We start from the raw sequence: 18,734 nt of genomic DNA, 5'->3' as shown, positions 1-18,734 counted from the left end.
CTAGTTCTTCAGCTCCTCGACACCCAGGAAGATCTTCTTGGCCTTGGCCTTGCGGGTGACCTCCATCACCTGGCGCACATCGCCCACGGAGAGGGAGCTGTCACCCTTGAGGAGGATCTTCTTGTTGGGCAGGTAGGCCAGCGTGTCCTTCAGCTTGGCCTCCAGCGCCGCCGCGTCGTACTCGTCCTGCTCCACGAACATCTTCTTGTCCGTGGTGACGGAGAGGATGATCGGATCCGGGTCGTTCGTACTGCCCTTTTCGTCCTCGACCTTGGCCGCCTTGGGCAGGGTCACGGACTTGCCACGCTGGAGCATGGGCGTGACGACCATGAAGATGATGAGGAGCACCAGCACCACGTCCACCAGTGGCGTGACGTTGATGTCGCTCTTCGGGCCCCCTTGGGGACCACCTACGGACATTCCCATGCGTGCACCTGTTGCTGGAGATGAGAGCGCCCGCCCCACGTGGGGTCTCCCATTTCAGGAGACCCGTCGCACGAGGAGGCGGGCCGGGAACTCTCGGGGTGACTAGGCCTGGGGGGCGTGCGAGCCGCCGCCCAGGTTGCGCGCCACCACGTCGAGGAACTCGTTGGACGACTCGGAGATGTCCACCGAGCGAGCGTCCACCCAACCCGACAGGAAGTTGTAGGCCATAACCGCCGGGATGGCCACCAGCAGACCGAAGGCCGTGGTGATGAGCGCCTCGGCGATACCGGCGGAGATGGTGCCCAGACCACCGGAGCCGGCGGCCGCCATGAGCTGGAAGGCGTTCACGATACCCATCGTGGTGCCGAGCAGACCCACGAACGGGGCCGTGGAGCCCACCGTGGCCAGCACGCCCAGACCGCGCTTGAGGCTCTGCACCTCACGCTGCGCCTGACGCTCCAGCGCGCGCGCCACCGACTCCACCGCCACGTCCTTGTCGGACGGGCTGATGCGGTACGCCGTCAGGCCCGAGCTGATGACGCGGCCCAGGTGGCCGATCTCCTTGCCCATGTTGGTGTTGGCGGCCTGCTGCAGATCGCCCTTGGCCAGGATGGCGCCCATCTTGGCGGCGAAATTGCGCGAGTCCTTACGCGTCTTACGGAAGACGATGATGCGCTCCGCCATCACCACCAGCGACGAAACGGACATGATCGCCAGAGCGAAGATGATGCAGCGGGCGAAGAGGCCCGTGTGGTGCCAGATATCGGTAAGCGTGAATTGCATGGCTGGGGGAAGCGCTCCTCCTCGAGCGCGGTTGGGATACGGCGGTTACGACTGACGGCGGAGCCCTACTAACGGGGCAGGCTCAGACGGATGTTGAAGGTGTAGTCGACCTGGACGGGCCGGCCCTGGAACGTCACCGGCTTGTAGCGCTGGGCATACAGCGAATCCAACACCGCCTGCTCCATGTGGGGCAGCGGCTTGATGATGCGGCACCGCTCGATAGCTCCCTCGGTGGTGATGACGCACTTGACGATCATCAGGCCCTGGACGCGCGCCTCGAGGGCCTCGCGGGTGTACTGAGGCGCAGGACCAGAAAGCTTTTCGGGGCGAGTCATTCCCGCGCCGAACGGAAGCACGTCCGTTCCCGTGCTGCCCACCTGCCCACCGAGCACTCCACCAACCACTCCTCCCACTACGCCGCCGATCACACCGCCGGCCACGCCCCCCTCAACGCCTCCCTCCACCTCTTCCTCACTGGCCTCCTCCTCCTGACCGGCGTTCGGATCAGGCTCCACCTCGGGCGGCTTCTCCTGGGGGATCTCCTTCGGCTGGACGATGACGTCCGGCTTCTTCACCACCGGCTTCTTGGTGGGGTTGCTCTTCTTCTTCGCCGGCGGCGGAGGCGGAGGAGGCGGCGGCGCGGCGGTCATCGCCGGAGGCGCCATCGCCTGCTTGAACGTCACCTCCACCTCCTTCTCCTCCTCTTTCGGAGGACGGGTGGAGAGCCAGACCGCAGCGGCAAACAGGCCGACATGCAGGACGACCGAGATGACGGCGCCCACGCCGAAGCGAGACTTGGGGCCTTGCCCGCGGTCAAGGACAGAGTCGAACATGCGCTACGCTCCTCTACTCCGGTGGACTCCCACCACGTCCTGACCCGGATCGCAAAAGGCGCGCTACATTACAAAAACCGGGGACGGGTGCAAGTGACCCCACCCTGGAGGCCACCTGTGTGATCGCGCAATGCCCCAGTAGTCACCAAAAAGCAACGGCATATTGACAACTGGTAGACCTCGGATATTTTCCCGGACCATTTTAGTTGCAGTGCAAGCCCACCTTGGAGGGGTTCCCAGCATGCAGGTAAAACGGATGCTCCGGGCAACTGGAGTGGTCGTGGTCGCGAGTCTGTCGTACGGGACCGCGGCTTATGCCGACAGCGTGATCGTCGGTACGGTCGTTAGCGCCGAAGACAAGAAGCCGGTCGCGGATGTGGTCGTCACCGCGACGTCGCCCAATCTTCAGGGCGAGCAGGTTGTTGTTACGGACGCTCAGGGTCAATATCGTATTCCCCAGCTGCCGCCGGGTGTCTACACCCTGCGTTTCGACAAGGAGTCGTTCAGGCCGTTCTCGCGTCCGGACATCCAGCTGCGTCTGGACCGTACCATCCGCGTGAACGTGGAGCTGCTGCCTGAGAGCTTCACCGAGACCATCGAGGTGACGGCCCGCCCGCCGACCATCGACGTGGGTTCGACCAACACGGGTGTCAGCGTCGACCAGGAGTTCATCAAGCGCATTGCGGTGAACCGTCCGACGGGCCGCGGTGGTGCGTCGCGCGGCTTCGAGAGCCTTGCTGAGCTGGCCCCTGGCGCGCAGAGCGACCAGTACGGCGTGTCCATCAACGGCGCCACCTCGCCTGAGAACGGCTACGTGGTGGACGGCCTGTCCACGAACGACGCGGCGTTCGGCATCAACGCCAGCCCGCTGAGCGTGGAGTTCGTGCAGGACGTCAACATCATCACCGGCGGCTACATGCCGGAGTACGGCCGCTCCACCGGCGGCGTGGTCAACGCGGTCACCAAGTCGGGCTCCAACGAGTTCCACGGCACGGTGTTCGCGAACTGGACCCCGGGCGCCCTCGAGGGTACCCGCGAGGCCATCAGAAGCAGCGGCTCGGTCATCACCGGCCAGAGCTCGCTGTTGAACCTGGGCGATCTCGGCGCCACCCTCGGTGGTCCGATCCTCAAGGACAAGCTGTGGTTCTTCGCCGGTGTGGCTCCGTCGGCGACCCGGTGGAAGCACCTGCGTACCCTCAATGCCTTCACCGGGGTCGATGCTGAGGGCAACCCCACCACCACCCTGATCCCCGGTTCTGAGCGCACGTTCTTCGCCGACCAGCGCAGCGTCCAGGCGATGGGTAAGTTGACCTACCTCATCAACCAGGATCACAACCTCTCGCTGTCGGTCAACACCTCGCCGACCACGAGCGGTGGCAATGGCCGGTTGACGATCAACCGCCTGACCGGTGGCGTCGCCAGCCGTATCGACGCGAACCCTGCGGCGACGGGTCTGGCGGAGGTGAACACGAACAGCACCGCGACGGGCCTCAAGTACGCCGGCTCCTTCATGGACAAGAAGCTCCTGTTGGACGCCAACCTCGGTTGGTTCCACCAGACGGCTTCCACCCTGCCCATCGACGGCAGCGGTGATCAGCTGGGCACCCCCGAGGGTGACCGGGAGATCCTCTCGGGCAATGGCCTGGCGGGTCGTTCCCGCCTCACGTACCAGTTCCCGCGCTCGCTGCTGACCGTGGAAGACGTGCCGGGTGCGGCCACGCCGGAGTACTGCGGCGTGACGCTGAAGGAGCAGCTGGAGCGCTGCCCGGTGCAGACCTACGACGCCGGCGGCTTCGGCGGCCTCTCCAAGACGCTGATCGACCGTTACCAGGCGAACGTCAAGGCCACCTACCTGGCGAACTTCTTCGGCCAGCACGTGATCAAGGCGGGCGCGGACACCGAGATGCTCGTCTATGATCAGACGAAGGCCATCTCGGGCGGCGTCTCCTTCCAGGAGGTGGAGCTCAACTCGGCCGGTGACATCGGCTGGTCGGACTTCCGCCGCTACGGCTACCAGACGGGCCCGGACTCTCCGGTCAACCTGGCCAGCCTCCACACGAAGAGCTCCAGCATCACCGTTGGTGGCTTCGTGCAGGACAGCTGGTCCATCGCCAACCGGGTGACGATCAACGCCGGTCTGCGCTACGACGTGCAGTCGCTGTACGGCGGTGAGAACCTCGCGTTCGTGCTGGGCAACCAGTGGTCGCCGCGCGTGGGCGTGATCGTGGATCCGCTCGGCAACGGCCAGATGAAGGTCTACGCGAACTACGCGCGGTACTACGAGCAGGTGCCGCTCAACCTCGTGGACCGTCAGTTCCCGGGTGAGTCCCGCTACAACACCAACCGCGTGGCCGCCAACGCGGCCGGCGAGGGCTGCGATCCCAGCACCCTCGAGGGCCAGCGTGGTGGTTGCGCCGATCCGAAGTACATCTACGCGTCCGCTGAGAGCAACCGGAACCCCAGCCGCCTCTACACGGGTGGTAAGCTCGAGAACCTCTCTGTCGACCCGGACATCGTTCCGCAGTCGAACAGCGAGTACCTGGTGGGCGCCGAGTACGAGCTCCTGGCCAACACCCGCCTGGGCGCGATGTACACCCACCGCGCCATGAACTCGGTCATCGAGGACATGAGCCGCGACGACGGCGCCACGTACTTCCTCGGCAACCCGGGCTCGGGCTTCGCCAAGGAGTTCCCGGTTCCGGAGCGTACCTACAACGCGGTGACGGTGATGCTGACCCGCGCCTTCAGCGAGGGCTGGCTGGCTCAGGCGAGCTACACCTGGTCTCGGCTGTACGGTAACTACCCGGGCCTCTTCCGTCCGGAGACCGGTCAGCTCGACCCGAACATCCTGTCCGACTTCGACCTCATCTCGCTGCTGGACAACCGGACGGGTCTGCTGCCGTACGACCGCACCCACTCCGTCAAGGTCTTCGGTGCCAAGGAGTTCAACTTCACCAAGGACTTCTCGGGTAGCCTCGGTCTCTCCTACCGCGGTAGCTCGGGTACGCCCATCAACTACCTGGGCGGCCACGTGGACTACGGTGAGGGCGAGGGCTTCGTGCTGCCGCGCGGTTCCGGTGGCCGTACGCCTTGGGTCAACAACATCGACACCAACATCGGCCTGAACTACCGGGTCACCAAGACCAGCACCGTGTCCTTCACCCTGGACGTGTTCAACCTCTTCAACTTCCAGACGGCCACGCTGGTGGATGAGAACTACACGTACAAGGCGGTGTTGCCGGTGGTGGACGGCACGACGTCGGATGTGCCCGGCAAGGCGGTTGTCGTGACGGACGACGGCGAGCGCCCGATGACCCAGGACGACGTGAACCCGAACTTCAAGAAGGCGACGCAGTATCAGTCGCCGCGTCAGGTTCGCTTCGGCATCCGCTACACCTTCTAAGCAGCCCCAAACGGATTGGAACTCAAGCACATGACCATGAAGCGCGTTTCAACGGTGGTAGCCGTGCTCGGGGCGGGTCTCCTCGTGACGGCTTGCGACATCGAGCAGCCTTCCGCGGGCTGCGTCGTGCAGGACTCGACGAGCTGGATCGCCCGGTATGATGTGAAGGAGGGGCAGCCGACGTGCGCGCAGCCTCCTCCGGCGGGTGAGCTGGTGGGTGTCTTCAAGTACCGGGATCCGAACAAGGAGGACTCCAACGTTCTGGCGATGCGGCCGGCCGGGCTGGCCTCCCGCGGCAGCCGCGACCCCGGGGATCAGAAGCAGCAGACGGCGGTCGGTTCCCTGGGCTCGGAAGTGGACGCCAACGACTTCTGCAAGGCGGCGTCGCTGAGCGAGGCCTCGGTGGCGGCTGCCTCCAGCGCGACGGAAGATGCGACGCAGATCAGCTACAAGTTCTCCAACGTGGAGGTCTACACGGCCCCCCGCGCTCCGGGAACCCAGCTGCGTGCGGATCTCTCCTACACCCGCGATGGCTGCACCACGGAGGTCAAGGTACACGCCATGTGGCCGGCTATCGGCTGCACCCCCGGCGATGCAGATCCGGCGCATAACTGCGGCAAGGGCTCGAAGATCAACCCGGACATGGCGGTCACCTGCCACCCGACCCTGAAGATCTGCGTGCCGGCCAAGGACGTTCCCTCCTTCGTCGACTAGCAAGGAGGCGAGCTCGGCCACGGCCGTAGACGCCTGAAGTGAATCGCGGCCCCGGTTGCTCCTCCCCCACGTGGGAGTGGCAGCCCGGGGCCGCGGTGTTTATGGACGGTTGAACTCCGTTTTGAGACTTGTCGGGAAGGTGCATGGAGGGTCGGTACTCACTCGTTGAACGTGTCGCGGCGCTGCTGGCGGACGAGCAGGGCACGCTCCGCAAGGAGGCGCCCTACCGGGTGGCCCTCTGTTACCCGAGCCCCTACCACGTGGGGATGAGCTCGCTCGGCTACCAGGCCATGTACCGGGAGATTCACTCCCACCCCGGTGCCACCGCCGAGCGCGCCTTCCTGCCCGATGACGTGGAGGCGTACCGACGCACCCGCACGCCCCTCTTCACCTTCGAGTCACAGGCCCCCGTCTCCAGCTTCCACATGCTGGCCTTCTCCGTGGCCTACGAGCTGGAGCTGTCCGGGCTCTTCTCCATGCTCGAGCTGTCCGGCATTCCGCTCCTCAAAGAGGAGCGCGATGAGCGCCACCCCCTCGTGGTGGCTGGCGGTCCGCTCACGTTCTCCAACCCGGATCCGCTCGAGCCCTTCGTGGACGTGCTCGTGCAGGGCGAGGCCGATGATCTCATCCACGTGCTGCTGGAAGCGGCGGCGTCCATGGAGAAGGACGCGCTCCTCACCCACCTGGCGAGTATCCCCGGCTTCCGGGTGGCCGGTCGGGGCGGCCAGCGCTACCACGTCGCGAAAGCCTCGGACGCGCGTCTGCCCGCGCGCTCGGCCATTGTCACCCCGCACACGGAGCTGCGCTCGATGTTCCTCATCGAGCCCGAGCGTGGCTGCTCGCGTGGGTGCCACTACTGCGTCATGCGGCGCACCACCAACGGGGGCATGCGTACCGTGCCGCCCGAGCGCGTGCTGTCTCTCATCCCCGAGCACGCGAAGCGCGTGGGCCTCGTGGGCGCTGCCGTGACGGATCACCCCCGCATCGTCGAGCTGCTGAGGACCCTTGTGGACTCGGGCCGGGAGGTGGGCGTGTCCTCGCTGCGCGCGGATCGCCTCACCCAGGAGTTGGTGGATCAACTGCGGCGCGGAGGCGCCACCAACCTCACCGTGGCCGCAGATGGGGCCTCGCAGCGCATGCGCGACCTGGTCGACCGCAAGCACTCGGAGGAGCAGATCATCCGCGCGGCGAACTTCGCCAAGACGGCGGGGATGCGGCAGCTCAAGGTGTACAACGTCGTCGGCCTGCCCCTGGAGGAAGACGTCGACATCGACGAGCTGGCCCGCTTCACCGTGGAGCTGTCGAAGATTCTCCCCGTGGCGCTGGGGGTGGCCCCCTTCGTGGCCAAGCGCAATACGCCCCTGGATGGGGCACCCTTCGCCGGCATCCGCGAGGTGGAAGGTCGGCTGGAGCGGCTGCGGCGGGGCCTCAAGGGACGTGCCGAGGTGCGGCCCACCTCCGCTCGCTGGGCCTGGGTGGAGTACATGCTGGCCCAGTGTGGCCCTGAAGCTGGCCTCGCCGCCATGGACGCCTGGAAGGCTGGTGGGAGCTTCGCGGCCTTCAAGCGCGCCTTCCAGGAGCGCAACTGTCAGCCCTACCTGGCCCGCCGTGTGGAAGACGGACGGCGCCGGCCCACCGAGTGGCCCCGGGTGGAGAACGTCGCTCCGCACTACGTCTGACACTGGCGCGGCCAACCCTTGCCCTGGGCCGCCTGCTCTCTGTTAGAAGGCCGCGTGCGCCGTTTCCAGGCGCCAGGAGGCTTGCATCCGCAGTGAGCACGGATCGCGTGGATAAGGCGTGGCAGCGCAAGGGGCTGAAGGACTACTCGACGGAGGCCATCATCGGGACGCTCGGACACTACGGCGTCCAGGTGAGCGAGGCGGACTTCCGCCAGCTCGCTGAGAAGAAGTACCCCAGCGGCATCGCCGAGGGATGGATGCCCCAGTGGAAGGGCACCGGGCAGTTCGCTCCCTTCCCCTATGCCGCCGCCGGGGAGCTGTGGAAGCGCTGGTTGTCTGACCGGCTCGCCCCGTACGAGCTCTCCGAGAGCCTCGCCCTGCTCATGGGCGCCCTCGGACAGCTCCTCCAGGGCTCGCAGCAGGCCCCCGTGGACTCCTCCTTTGCCCGCATGAACGAGGTGCGCCAGCGCGTGCCCGTCAATGACAAGGGCGAGCCCGAGCCGGGCTTCATGCAGGAGGCCCTGCGCGTGTTCGACGAGCGCGCCGCCCGCGCCTTCGACGACCTCGCTGAGATGCTCGCCAAGGCTGGCTACGTCCAGCACGCCGAGTCTTTCTCCGACCTGGAGGAGTTCCTGCTGCCCGATCGTCGCGGTGTCTCCAAGCCCATCATCCGCGCCGCCCGGGGCGAGCGGGATGCGGCGCTCGAGGACCTGCAGAAGGTGGCCACGGACGGCTCTCGCGCGCCTATCTCGCGCGTGCTCGCCGTGGATGGGCTGCTGCACCTGGGTGCCAACGACAAGGTCGCCGCCGTGGGCCGCCCCATCCTGGAGGAGGCCGAGCGCAGCCAGGACTGGCACCTCGCGCTGGACATCGTCGCCCGCCTGGAGCACGCCTATAAGCAGCTCGGCGACCGGACCTCGCTCGCGGCGCTCTCCCAGGACCGCGCTCGCGTCGAGAAGGCCCACGACGAGGCCCACCCGGGCCACCGGCGCCACCAGCACCAGCACTGAGTGGTTGTTCTTCCCGTGGTCCCCCTTTGTGGGGCCACGGGTTGAAATCGGGAGTTTCTATACCCTCACCCCGTCCCTCTCCCAGAGGGAGAGGGTTAGTAGGGCACGTCTTCCTCGGGTTTTTCCTGAGGCCCCTGTGGCATGGGCGGTCCTTCCCCCGTGGACTGCGTCTCCTCCGCCGTGCGTCCCCGACGGGGCAGGGGGATGAACTTCACCTCGGGTACCGCCTCCTGCACATCCTTCACTGGTACCACCGCCCCTACCGTCGTGTAGCGGATGGCTCCTGTTTGCGTGAAGGTGTGCCGCAGCTCGTAGGACTTCGCCCTCGGGAGGAACCACTCGCGCACCGCCTTCAGCGGCAGCACGTGCAGCTCTCCCTGCGCCAGGAACACGTACACCAGCAGATCCGCGCCGCTGTAGAGGAAGCAGCCCGGTGTGTCCCGCTCCAGGTTGGAGACCAGCTCGAAGAAGTAGCGCCGCCGGCGCGGCTGGCGGTCTCCCTTGACCTCGATGCCGCGCACCTCTCCCGAGGGCAGCTCCCACAGCAGATCCACCCCGCGGTGCTGGAAGCGCGGGTCCTCCTGCACGTCGTGGACTCGGGAGCCGGGCTCGACCGATAGCAACCAGTTCCGGGCGTATTGCACGGCTCGATCGGCCGCGCCCATCACGCCCCTCATGCTGAAGCCGCGTGCCATCGTTTAACGGCGCAGCTCAACGCCCGTGGCCACCAGCTGCACCTCGCGCGGCTTGCCGTCGCTGCCACGCGGCACCATGGCGCCCTCGGCCTCGTAGTGCTTCGCCATGGCCTCGCTCAGCTCCGTCACCTTCACCATGCCCTCCACCCGCGCCGCCGAGCCCGCCGAGTCCACCGGCACGAAGAAGCCGTAGTCCTTGAACGTCACCCGTACTCCGGCGCCCTTCTGGCCCTCGGCGAGCTCCATCCAGCACCCCTTCTTCTGGCACGCCTTGCGCACCTGGCCCTCCACGCGCACCGTCTTGCCGTCGTGGGCCTGCGGCTTCGCCAGCAGCTCGGCAAGCTTCACCGCGGGCGCTCCCTTCAGCGCCTCGCCGCGCGTCAGCGTCCAGCCCGAGGCCGGCTTCGCATCCGCGGGGGGCGGCGGGTGAGGGCAATCCTCCTGCACCTTCCCAGGCTTCGCGGCGGCCTCGGCGGGCTTCGCGGCGGGCTTCTGCGCGGCCGGGGCAGGAGCCTCGGCGAGCGCCACGAGGGGAAGGGCGAACAGCGTCAGCAGGGCGGAGCGGAAGGTCTTCATCCCTCACCGATAGCCCGAAGCCTTTGTCTGGGCAAGGCGCCCTCCATCCCGGTTACACTACCCAACGTGAAGGTCTCCCTCCCCAAGCCCAACCGCACCTTCGGTCTCGCCGACGTGCTCGGTCTCGTGGGCCTCGTCGGGTTGCTTGTCGCCCGCTACATCCCCGTGGCGAGGCTCATTCCCTTCTGGGGCTGTGCCCTGCGGGAAACCACCGGGTGGCCCTGTCTCGGCTGTGGGCTGACGCGGGTGGCGGACCGGGTGGCCCACTTCAACCTCGCCGGAGCCTGGGACGCCAACCCGCTCGGCACCGTGGCTGCCCTCTTCTTCGCCCTCATGGTCGTGGTGATGCTGCTGCACCTCGTCTTCGCCATGCCCATTCCCCAGCTCGAGCTCTCGCCTAGAGAGTGGCACTGGGTTCGTCTTGGTGCCGCCGTCGTCGTCCTTCTCAACTACGCCTGGGTGGTGGTGAAGGCGAAGTTCCCCTACCTGCTCGCTTAGGGGTCTCCGTGCACGCTGTCGCCCTTCTGCTGTTCGGTTACCTGGCAGGCTCCGTGCCCTTCGGTGTGCTGCTCACCCGCTGGCTGCGCGGTGTGGACGTCCGCCAGAGCGGTAGCGGCAACATCGGCGCCACCAACGTCACCCGCGTGGCCGGCAAGAAGCTGGGTGCGGTGGTGCTGCTGCTGGATGCCCTCAAGGGCGCCCTGGCCGTGGCCCTCGCGCTGTGGCTCATACCCGAGGCGCCTCGGGTTCATGCGGGGGTGGGGCTCGCCGCCTTCCTCGGCCACGTCTACCCCGTGTGGCTCAAGCTGCAGGGCGGCAAGGGCGTGGCCACTGCGCTCGGGGTGCTCGCCGTGCTTGTGCCGCTGGCGGCCATCTCCGGGGCGCTCGTCTACGCGGGGCTGGTGGCGGCCTGGCGCGTGAGCTCTGTCGGCTCCCTGGCGGGGGGCATGACGGCCGTCGCCGTCGCCTCCCTCACCGCGCTCGCCCCCGAGTACGCGTGGCTCTCAGCCCTGCTCTTCGCCCTCATCCTCTGGACGCATCGAAGCAACATCCTGCGTCTGCTCCGGCACACCGAGCGGCGCTTCTGACCTCTCCTCGCCCCCGCGCACCGGCACCGCCGAGTAGCCGAGCAGCGTGCACGCGATGGGACCGTTCCAGAGGTCGCGCCGGCTCCGCGGGCGCGCATGGAAGGCGCTCTCGAAGGCTGGGTTGCCCGAGAGCACCCACACGCGCCAGCCCGGCAGCGAGCGCAGGCTGTCGCCCAGCTTGAAATAGAAGGTCTTCATTCCTTTCTGTCCGCCCGAGCCCAGCCGGTCCCCATACGGGGGGTTGGTGAGGATGAGTCCACCGCTCTCGGGCAGGGGAGGGAGCTTGGTTGCGTCGCCCTCCTCGAGGTGGATCTCCTCCGCCAGCTTCGCCGCCTTCACGTTGCGCCGCGCCGCCTCCAGCGCCTCCGGATCCTTGTCGAAGCCGAGCAGCGGCACCGTCACCTTGCGCTCGTTGCGGCGGGCATCCGCGCGCAGGTCGTCGAGCAGCTCCCGTGCACGTGCGCCCAGGTGGGGCCACTTCTCCACGGCGAAGTCCCGGTTGATGCCAGGGGCGCGTCTCCGGGCGATGAGGCCCCCCTCGATGAGGATCGTCCCCGAGCCGCACATCGGGTCCACCAGCCCCTCCTCGCCCGTGTAGCCCGCCGCGCGCAGCAGGGCCGCAGCCAGCGTCTCCTTCAGCGGGGCCGGCGTCGGACGCACCCGGTATCCCCGGCGGTGCAGGGGCTCGCCACACAGGTCCAACGAGAGCGACAGCCGCTCGCGCACCAGGTGGGCCACCACGCGCACGTCCGGATTCCGGGGGTCCACGTCCGGGCGCGCTCCCCGCTTGTCGCGCATCCGGTCCACCACCGCGTCCTTCACCTTGAGCGCTACGAAGCCCGTGTGGCTGTGCTCGCTGTCCTTGAGCGTCGCCTCCACGGCGAAGGTGGTCTCCGGCGTCAGGTGCTCCTCCCAGGGGACGCTGGCCACGGCCTCGTACAGGCCCTCGGCGCCGCGAGCCTCGAACTCGCCCAGCGGGTAGAGCACGCGCATGGCGATGCGCGACCAGAGACACACCTTCAGCGCCTCGTCGAGCGAGGCCATGAAGCGCACTCCACCCCGGTCCTGACGGATCCGGCGCGCGCCGAGCTCCTTGAGCTCCTCGGCCAGGAGGTCCTCGGTTCCGCGGGCGGTGGTGGCGAAGAGGGCGAGACGTTCAGCCATAGGGGGGCTCGCCTTAACGGATGCTGGCCCGGTTTCAAACGGGAAAGCCGTTCGGCTCTTCAGAAGCTGCTCACTGCGCCACCACCTCGTACATGCTGAAGGTGGCATCCTGCCGGGCGCTGGCCGTCTTGGTCGCCTTGAAGTCCTCCGACTGGAAGTAGGCCTTCAGGCACTCGCGGTCCCTCCAGCGTGTCACCAGCAGGAACTCGGGCTCGGGCTCGAACGAGCGCATCACCTCCAGCCCGAGGAACCCCTCGTACTGGTCCACCTTGCGCGAGCGCTCCCGGAAGGAGGCCTCCAGGCGCTCGGCCTCCTCGGCGGACGTCCGGAAGCGGTTGATGGTGACGATCATCGTGCGGGCAACGGTCATGGGCGGGAGTTGTATCCCGCCTCATGCCCCGGGTGCTCAGGGCGCCCGCTTGCGCCGACGGCTTACACTGAGCAGCAGCACCACCACCCCGAGCGCGCTTCCTCCCAGCACTCCGCCCAGGCCGCTCCCGTCTGTCGAGCAGCCTCCGCCTCCCCTCATGCCCGGGGTGCAGACCGCGCCCAACCCCGGGTAGAGCGAGGACTCTTCCTGGTCGGTGTTGGAGTCCTGCGGGCAGTTGTCGCACGCATCGCCTACGCCATCGCCATCCGCGTCGACCTGAGAGGTGCCGGCCTTGGCGGGACAGACATCGCACGCGTTGCCCAGGCCATCGCCGTCCGTGTCCTCCTGTTGGGGGTTGGGTGCCGACGGACAGAGGTCGCACACATCGCCCACCCCATCATCGTCCACGTCCTGCTGGCCATCGTTTGCATTCGCGGGGCAGACGTCGCACGTATCCCCGCGCCCGTCCCCGTCTCCATCCCGCTGGTCGGGGTTGGCTCGGCCCGAGCAGTTATCACACACATCTCCCAGCCCGTCTCCGTCCGAGTCCCGCTGGTCAGGATTGGCCAGGGCAGGGCAGACGTCACACGCGTCACCGACTCCGTCCCCGTCCGAATCTCGCTGGTCGGGATTGGCCAGGGCAGGGCAGACGTCGCACGCGTCACCGAACCCATCTCCGTCCGAGTCTCGCTGGTCGGGATTGGCCTGGCCAGGGCAGATGTCACAGGCATCTCCGACCCCGTCCCCGTCTCTGTCCTGCTGCTCGGGATTGGCCAGGGAAGGGCAGTTGTCACATGCATCACCGAGCCGATCCGCGTCCCGGTCCACGGCGAGCTGGGGGCTGCAGGTGGCCGCCTGTCCAGGGCCAGGCGCGACATAGTCATCGCAGGCTCGTAAGGGAGGGAGCTCGCCCTCGTCACACGACAAGGCGTTGCGCGAGTAGTCGATGCAGTCTCTCGGCGTAAAGGACGTGGGATCCTTTTCGACCGAACGATCGATGCCGTTGCAGTTGACGTCCTCGAAGGCGAAAGCCGGCGCGGCCGAGGCGACGAGCACCACCAACATCAAGTAGGGGGCATTGCGCATGATTGCTCCTTACTTCCGGGCCTGGGTCGGGGCCGGGGCCTGGGTCGGAACCGGGGCCGGGTTCTGAGTCGGGTTCTTCTGGGCCGGCCGCTCGGGGCACTCGCCGGGGCGAGGGGGGCGGCGCTCGCGATTGGTGAGGATGAAGTCCACCCGCCGGTTGACGGCACGACCCTCCTCGGTCTCATTGGAGAGCAGGGGACACCGCTTGCCGTAGCCCACATGGCTCAGCCGCTCCGCCGGCACGCCCTTCGTGCCCAGGTACTCGCGGATGGCCTTGGCTCGGCGCTGCGACAGCTCCAGGTTGTACTGGTCGCTCCCCACGTCATCCGTGTGGCCGTCGATGCGGATGGGGCCAAGCTCGGGGTGCTTGCGGATGAAGCGGGCCACCTCGTCGAGCAGCGGGAAGCTCACCGGATCAATGGTGTCCTTGGCGAAGGCGAAATACACCGGCTCCCACAGCTGCAGGCGGACGTCCTGCTCGCCCACGGTGATGGTCGGCTGCGACGGAATCACCGGGAGCACGGACGGCGGAACGAGCGGCGGCGGCTTCGGCCGGTACTGCCACGAATAGGACAGGCCCGCCATCACCCGCACCCGGGGCTCTCCGAAGCCAGCGTTGAGCCCCGTGCCCGCACCGAGGAAGAAGCTCCAGTCTCGCACCTGCGCCTTGCCCGCGAGCATCGCCTCGGCGGGGCTGCTCACGCCATCCGCGGCCCCTAGAGCGGCCAGTCCATACACCTCACCGAGCACGGCGATGGGCACGTTCGCGTAGCGCGCCACATCGACCTGCACGCCCGCGCCGTAGAGCAGGCCATTGCCCGAGCGGATGTTGAGCAACGTCTGCTCGGTCGCCGCCCACCGCCAGCCGAGGTTGAGCGCCACCGTCACCTGCTGGAACTTGGCATGGCCGACGAGCCGTGCCGTGCCCGTCACGCTCTCCGAGCCGAGGAAGCTCCCGGAGTTGCCCGTAGGCGCCACCACCTCGGCCACTCCACCCAGGCCGAACTGCTCGTTGCTCCAGAAGCGCCCCTTGAGGCCCAGCCGCAGGTCCTCCAGACCACCGGCAGAGATGCCCGGGAGCGCACGCGGCTCGCGCGTCACCACGTCCGGGTAGGTGATGAGGTCTCCCGCCTGGTGGAGCGTCACCGGCAGGGCCACGCTGAGCTGCACCCTGTCGAGCAGCGAGAAGGCGAAGGACAAATCGGCGGTGATGCGATCTCGCACCAGCTTGCCGGTCACTTCATCGCCGAAGGTGTAGGCGAGCGGCAGGTCCGCGTAGTGCAGCACGAACTGGGACACCACTCCGGGCGAGCGGCCCACGTCGGCGAGGTCGACGGTGAGCAGTCGGCCGGAGCCCGGCGCGGGATGAAAGCGATTGACGTCCAGGCTCGGAGCGCCGTTTTGGGCTTCCGCAGCCGGGGCGAACAGCGCTCCCGTCACAGTGGCGAGCACCACCAGCGCTCGGGAGATAGAACCCGATGGGGTGTAATTTTTCATCACGACTCGCAGGGTAGAGAAAGGACCGGAGCGGGAAAGAGGACACGCCGGGTTTCTTCAAATTCCCGACTCTTCCGGTTCTTTCATGACTGCTACTGGATGAAGCCCTCCGACCCAGGGGATGGGATCGGAGGGCCCAGGGCTCACGCAGCGCCGGGCATCTCTCCCACGGCGCGGATGAGCACCTCACGCGGCTTGGCTCCGTCCGCCGGGCCCACCACGCCGTCGCGCTCCATGCGCTCAATCATTCGCGCGGCGCGGTTGTAGCCGATGCGCATCTTGCGCTGGAGCATCGAGATGGACACCGCGCGCATCTCGCTCACCGTCGCGAGCGCCTGATCGTACAGCTCGTCGGACAGCTCGTCCTCCTCGCCACCGCCGCCCTCGCCCTCCTCGTCGCGCGGCTTGAGGATGGACTCGTCGTAGACGGGCTTGCCCTGCGACTTGAGGTGGTCCACAGCCTTCTTGATTTCGTTCTCCGAGACGAAGGCGCCGTGCACGCGCTGCAGGTGCGCGCTCGTGGGCGGCATGATGAGCATGTCGCCCATGCCCAGCAGGGCCTCGGCGCCCACGGTGCCGAGGATTGTCATCGAGTCCGGCTTGGAGCGCAGCATGAAGCTGATGCGCGTGGGGAAGTTGGCCTTGATGATGCCCGTGACGACGTCCGTGGACGGGCGCTGCGTGGCCACCATCAGGTGGATGCCGGCCGCGCGAGCCATCTGCGCCAGGCGCGCCACGTACGTCTCCACCTCGCGGCTGGCCACCATCATCAGGTCTGCCAGCTCATCGATGATGACCACGATGTAGGGCAGCTTCTTCCACTCCTTCTTCTCCTCGCGAGGAGACTCGGAGCCGGCGGCCTCGAGCGCGGCCTCCACGGCGTCGGACATCCCGTCGTCGTCCTCGTCGGCGGCCTGGACGCTCTCCGGTGCCTCCTCGGGCTCGGGCAGGGCCTCGCGCAGATCCTCCACGTCGTCCCTGGGCGCGGCGACCCCGGGGCCCGAACTGGCGGACGCGGGCTCCTCGATGATGGCGTCCTCGGGAGTGGCCACATCCACCACGACCACCTTCTTGGGCTTCTTCGGCGCGGCCTTCTTCGCGGACTCCTCGGCGGGCTTGGCGTTGGCCTTCTCGGCGTCCTGCGTCTCCACGAACTTGTTGAAGCCGGCGATGTTGCGCACGCCCGCCTCGGAGAGCATCTGGTAGCGCCGCTCCATCTCCTCCACGGCCCAGCGCAGCGCGAGCGCCGCCTTCTTCGGATCCGTCACCACCGGCAGCAGCAGGTGGGGAATGCCCTCGTAGACGGAGAGCTCGAGCATCTTCGGGTCCACCATGATGAAGCGGACCTCCTCCGGCGTGGACTTCAGGAGGATGCTCATGATCATCGAGTTCACCGCCACGGACTTACCGGAGCCGGTGGTACCTGCGATGAGCAGGTGGGGCGCCTTGGCCAGGTCGAAGACGTACGGCATGCCCTCGATGTCCTTGCCCACGCACATGGTGAGCTTGCTGGCCGACTTCTGGAAGACGTCCTGCTCGGCGATCTCCTTGAGGTAGACCGTCTCGCGGTCGCGGTTGGGCACCTCGATACCGACCACGCCCTTGCCGGGGATGGGGGCGACGATACGCACCCGCATGGCCTCCATGGCCATGGCCAGGTCGTCCTGGAGCGCGGCGATCTTGCTCACCTTGATGCCGGGTCCCGGGAGGAACTCGTACATGGTGACCACGGGACCGGGGCGGATCTCCACCACCTCGCCGGAGATGCCGAAGTCGGCGAGCTTCGCGCGCAGCTTCTCCGCCGTGGTGAGGAAGGCCTCCTTGTCCAGCGCGGAGCGCTCCTTCTTCTCGATCTCCAGCACGTCCAGCGGGGGCAGCGAGAAGCTGGTACGGCCGCCCACGAACTGGAACTGCTCCTGGTCCTTCTTCTTGGCGACGACGGCGGTGGGCTTGGGCGGGGCCTTGGGCTCCACGATGAGCGGCGTGCGAGCCGCCAGCGCGGAGGTCGGAGCCGGGACGATGGCCGCGGGTGAGGCGGGGGCCTGGGCCGCCGCCGGAGCAGGCGTTGCGGCCACGGGTGGAGCGGCCACCACGGGCTCAGCCACTGCATCAGCGGACTGCTCGGCGGCAGGGACCGGACCGGTGACGATGTTCGGCGTCTTGCCGCGCTTGCCCTTCGCGGCCTCAGCAGCAGGCGGGTTGGGCACGGCGTTGGCGGCGGGCGAGGGCGCCAGGAAGTTGGCCCACACCGGATCCGCACCCGGCGCGAGCGCGGGGGCGGCAGCCTCGGTGGACTTCTTCTCCCGGGCCTCGCGGCTCGCCTGCTTCGCGGCCTCGCGAGCATCCTTGGCGGCCTGCTTCGCGGCGGCAGCGCGCTCCTTCTCCTCCTGGCGCGCCAGACGTACAGCCTCCTCGGCCATGGCCTCCGCATCGGCGGCTTCGGCCTCGGCGGCCAGACGCTCGGCCTCCTCCAACTCGGCCTCTTCCTCCTCGAGCTGGGCGAGGAAGGCGGCCTCCTCCTCCTTCTCCTGCGCGGCGCGCTCCTGGCGCTCCTTGTAGGCCACCTTCTGCTGCTCCCAGAAGGCAGTGGCATTCTCCTGGATACGCCGGCCGAGCACGCACGCTCCAGCCCACGCCAGCGAGCACAGCTTGAGGAAGGTGTACTGGGTGCCGACGATGAGCGCGGCGGCGCACACGGTCGTCACCAGGATGATGGTGCCGACGGTGGAGAACATCCCCACCAGCATGCCGCCGAGCGTGGCGCCCACGAAGCCGCCGGGCGGGTGGGCCTGGCCGGGCTGGTTGCCGATGAAGAGCTGGGCCAGCACCGCGCCGCTCAGCGTCAGCAGCACGAAGGCGACCATTTGCGGCCAGCGGCGCCGCTCTCGGCTGCCCACGAAGACGACCATGGCGGCATAGACGCCACACAGCGGGAGCAGATAGGCCCACATCCCGAGTGCTCCGCGCAGGCCTTCGGCGATGAGGTGGCCGATGGGGCCCACCGCGTTCTCGAAACCGGGTCCCTTGCGGTCCTTTGCACTGAAGGTGGCGACCGACACGAGCGACAGCACCGATGCGGCCAGCAGGAAGAGGCCCACGAGCGCCCGTTGGCCAGGGCCCGCGTCGCCTCCTCCTCTTTTCGCCTTCTTCTCCGCGAGCGCCTTGCGCCGCGTGGCGATCTCCTGCCGCGAAAGGACCGACTTCTCCGCTCTGGCCTTCCGTTCCGACATGACTTCTCACACTCCCCGTAGCGGGCTGTAGCAGCCGTCCGCGGAGTGTAGGGAGGGAGGGGGGGCGGTCAATTTTCCGGCTGGCCGTCCGGCGGTATACGAGGCGGCCACTTTGCGGCACCGGTCCGTGGCGGAGCATGTATGTTTCCGGCGCCGAGTATCAAGAAAAGGAGACCTACA

The 18,734-nt window shown here is 67.7% G+C and carries 16 protein-coding genes; 6 read left to right on the top strand and 10 right to left on the bottom strand.

Annotation, left to right across the window (positions count from 1 at the left end; all coding sequences use genetic code 11):
* The 3 genes from F0U60_RS41760 to F0U60_RS41750 all read right to left on the bottom strand — a co-directional run bounded on the left by F0U60_RS41760 (position 1) and on the right by F0U60_RS41750 (position 2,042).
* The gene (locus F0U60_RS41760) at positions 1 to 426 is read right to left on the bottom strand and encodes an ExbD/TolR family protein (RefSeq protein ID WP_395808387.1); all 426 of its coding nucleotides are present in this window, start codon (positions 424 to 426) and stop codon (positions 1 to 3) included.
* A gap of 102 nt (positions 427 to 528) precedes the next feature.
* A complete protein-coding gene (locus F0U60_RS41755; protein ID WP_395808385.1) occupies positions 529 to 1,209 on the bottom strand; it encodes a MotA/TolQ/ExbB proton channel family protein in 681 nt (226 codons plus the stop codon).
* A 68-nt stretch (positions 1,210 to 1,277) separates the two neighbouring features.
* Entirely contained in the window at positions 1,278 to 2,042 is a 765-nt protein-coding gene (locus F0U60_RS41750) for an energy transducer TonB (RefSeq protein WP_395808383.1), read from the bottom strand.
* A gap of 241 nt (positions 2,043 to 2,283) precedes the next feature.
* On the opposite strand from F0U60_RS41750, the gene F0U60_RS41745 reads away from it, so the two are divergent.
* From F0U60_RS41745 to F0U60_RS41730, 4 genes are all read left to right on the top strand, one after another.
* The gene (locus F0U60_RS41745) at positions 2,284 to 5,445 is read left to right on the top strand and encodes a TonB-dependent receptor domain-containing protein (RefSeq protein WP_395808381.1); all 3,162 of its coding nucleotides are present in this window, start codon (positions 2,284 to 2,286) and stop codon (positions 5,443 to 5,445) included.
* Between the two features lie 36 nt (positions 5,446 to 5,481).
* Positions 5,482 to 6,159 (top strand): hypothetical protein, encoded by a 678-nt coding sequence (locus tag F0U60_RS41740; RefSeq protein ID WP_395808379.1) that lies wholly within the window; start codon positions 5,482 to 5,484, stop codon positions 6,157 to 6,159.
* A gap of 143 nt (positions 6,160 to 6,302) precedes the next feature.
* Positions 6,303 to 7,838: a radical SAM protein gene (locus tag F0U60_RS41735; RefSeq protein ID WP_395808376.1), complete on the top strand. Its 1,536-nt coding sequence runs from the start codon at positions 6,303 to 6,305 to the stop codon at positions 7,836 to 7,838.
* Positions 7,839 to 7,930: 92 nt separating this feature from the next.
* Positions 7,931 to 8,848, top strand: coding sequence for a hypothetical protein (locus F0U60_RS41730; protein WP_395808374.1), 918 nt, complete (start codon positions 7,931 to 7,933; stop codon positions 8,846 to 8,848).
* Positions 8,849 to 8,943: 95 nt separating this feature from the next.
* On the opposite strand, the gene F0U60_RS41725 is transcribed toward F0U60_RS41730, so the two are convergent.
* Together F0U60_RS41725 and F0U60_RS41720 are read right to left on the bottom strand one after the other, a co-directional pair.
* Positions 8,944 to 9,543, bottom strand: a complete 600-nt coding sequence (locus tag F0U60_RS41725; protein WP_395808372.1) for a hypothetical protein — start codon at positions 9,541 to 9,543, stop codon at positions 8,944 to 8,946.
* A gap of 3 nt (positions 9,544 to 9,546) precedes the next feature.
* Positions 9,547 to 10,119 (bottom strand): DUF4920 domain-containing protein, encoded by a 573-nt coding sequence (locus F0U60_RS41720; RefSeq protein ID WP_395808370.1) that lies wholly within the window; start codon positions 10,117 to 10,119, stop codon positions 9,547 to 9,549.
* Between the two features lie 66 nt (positions 10,120 to 10,185).
* On the opposite strand from F0U60_RS41720, the gene F0U60_RS41715 reads away from it, so the two are divergent.
* Entirely contained in the window at positions 10,186 to 10,617 is a 432-nt protein-coding gene (locus tag F0U60_RS41715; protein WP_395808368.1) for a DUF2752 domain-containing protein, read from the top strand.
* An 8-nt stretch (positions 10,618 to 10,625) separates the two neighbouring features.
* Entirely contained in the window at positions 10,626 to 11,207 is a 582-nt protein-coding gene (plsY, locus tag F0U60_RS41710) for a glycerol-3-phosphate 1-O-acyltransferase PlsY (protein ID WP_395808366.1), read from the top strand.
* Here the strand turns inward: plsY and F0U60_RS41705 are convergent.
* The 5 genes from F0U60_RS41705 to F0U60_RS41685 form a co-directional block, all read right to left on the bottom strand.
* The gene (locus F0U60_RS41705; RefSeq protein WP_395808364.1) at positions 11,124 to 12,371 is read right to left on the bottom strand and encodes a class I SAM-dependent RNA methyltransferase; all 1,248 of its coding nucleotides are present in this window, start codon (positions 12,369 to 12,371) and stop codon (positions 11,124 to 11,126) included. The two genes, plsY and F0U60_RS41705, sit on opposite strands and share 84 nt — an antisense overlap.
* Before the next feature lie 70 nt (positions 12,372 to 12,441).
* Positions 12,442 to 12,741 (bottom strand): antibiotic biosynthesis monooxygenase family protein, encoded by a 300-nt coding sequence (locus F0U60_RS41700; protein ID WP_395808362.1) that lies wholly within the window; start codon positions 12,739 to 12,741, stop codon positions 12,442 to 12,444.
* A 36-nt stretch (positions 12,742 to 12,777) separates the two neighbouring features.
* Positions 12,778 to 13,827 carry a thrombospondin type 3 repeat-containing protein gene (locus F0U60_RS41695; protein ID WP_395808360.1) on the bottom strand — a complete coding sequence of 350 codons (1,050 nt, stop codon included), beginning with the start codon at positions 13,825 to 13,827 and terminating at the stop codon, positions 12,778 to 12,780.
* Between the two features lie 9 nt (positions 13,828 to 13,836).
* Positions 13,837 to 15,324 (bottom strand): OmpA family protein, encoded by a 1,488-nt coding sequence (locus F0U60_RS41690; RefSeq protein WP_395808358.1) that lies wholly within the window; start codon positions 15,322 to 15,324, stop codon positions 13,837 to 13,839.
* Between the two features lie 143 nt (positions 15,325 to 15,467).
* Complete coding sequence (locus F0U60_RS41685) at positions 15,468 to 18,554, bottom strand: DNA translocase FtsK (protein ID WP_395808356.1); 3,087 nt, start codon at positions 18,552 to 18,554, stop codon at positions 15,468 to 15,470.
* Positions 18,555 to 18,734: the final 180 nt, after the last annotated feature.

Source organism: Archangium minus (assembly GCF_044360475.1).
Taxonomy (GTDB): Bacteria; Myxococcota; Myxococcia; order Myxococcales; family Myxococcaceae; genus Archangium; species Archangium minus.
This window is presented reverse-complemented; position numbering and strand designations above follow the sequence as displayed.

Bases quoted from the DNA above. Each gene is read 5' to 3' on its own strand.
- F0U60_RS41760 (WP_395808387.1), bottom strand. From the start codon at position 426: ATGGGAATGTCCGTAGGTGGTCCCCAAGGGGGCCCGAAGAGCGACATC.
- F0U60_RS41755 (WP_395808385.1), bottom strand. From the start codon at position 1,209: ATGCAATTCACGCTTACCGATATCTGGCACCACACGGGCCTCTTCGCC.
- F0U60_RS41750 (WP_395808383.1), bottom strand. From the start codon at position 2,042: ATGTTCGACTCTGTCCTTGACCGCGGGCAAGGCCCCAAGTCTCGCTTC.
- F0U60_RS41745 (WP_395808381.1), top strand. From the start codon at position 2,284: ATGCAGGTAAAACGGATGCTCCGGGCAACTGGAGTGGTCGTGGTCGCG.
- F0U60_RS41740 (WP_395808379.1), top strand. From the start codon at position 5,482: ATGAAGCGCGTTTCAACGGTGGTAGCCGTGCTCGGGGCGGGTCTCCTC.
- F0U60_RS41735 (WP_395808376.1), top strand. From the start codon at position 6,303: ATGGAGGGTCGGTACTCACTCGTTGAACGTGTCGCGGCGCTGCTGGCG.
- F0U60_RS41725 (WP_395808372.1), bottom strand. From the start codon at position 9,543: ATGGCACGCGGCTTCAGCATGAGGGGCGTGATGGGCGCGGCCGATCGA.
- F0U60_RS41720 (WP_395808370.1), bottom strand. From the start codon at position 10,119: ATGAAGACCTTCCGCTCCGCCCTGCTGACGCTGTTCGCCCTTCCCCTC.
- F0U60_RS41705 (WP_395808364.1), bottom strand. From the start codon at position 12,371: ATGGCTGAACGTCTCGCCCTCTTCGCCACCACCGCCCGCGGAACCGAG.
- F0U60_RS41700 (WP_395808362.1), bottom strand. From the start codon at position 12,741: ATGACCGTTGCCCGCACGATGATCGTCACCATCAACCGCTTCCGGACG.
- F0U60_RS41695 (WP_395808360.1), bottom strand. From the start codon at position 13,827: ATGCGCAATGCCCCCTACTTGATGTTGGTGGTGCTCGTCGCCTCGGCC.
- F0U60_RS41690 (WP_395808358.1), bottom strand. From the start codon at position 15,324: ATGAAAAATTACACCCCATCGGGTTCTATCTCCCGAGCGCTGGTGGTG.
- F0U60_RS41685 (WP_395808356.1), bottom strand. From the start codon at position 18,554: ATGTCGGAACGGAAGGCCAGAGCGGAGAAGTCGGTCCTTTCGCGGCAG.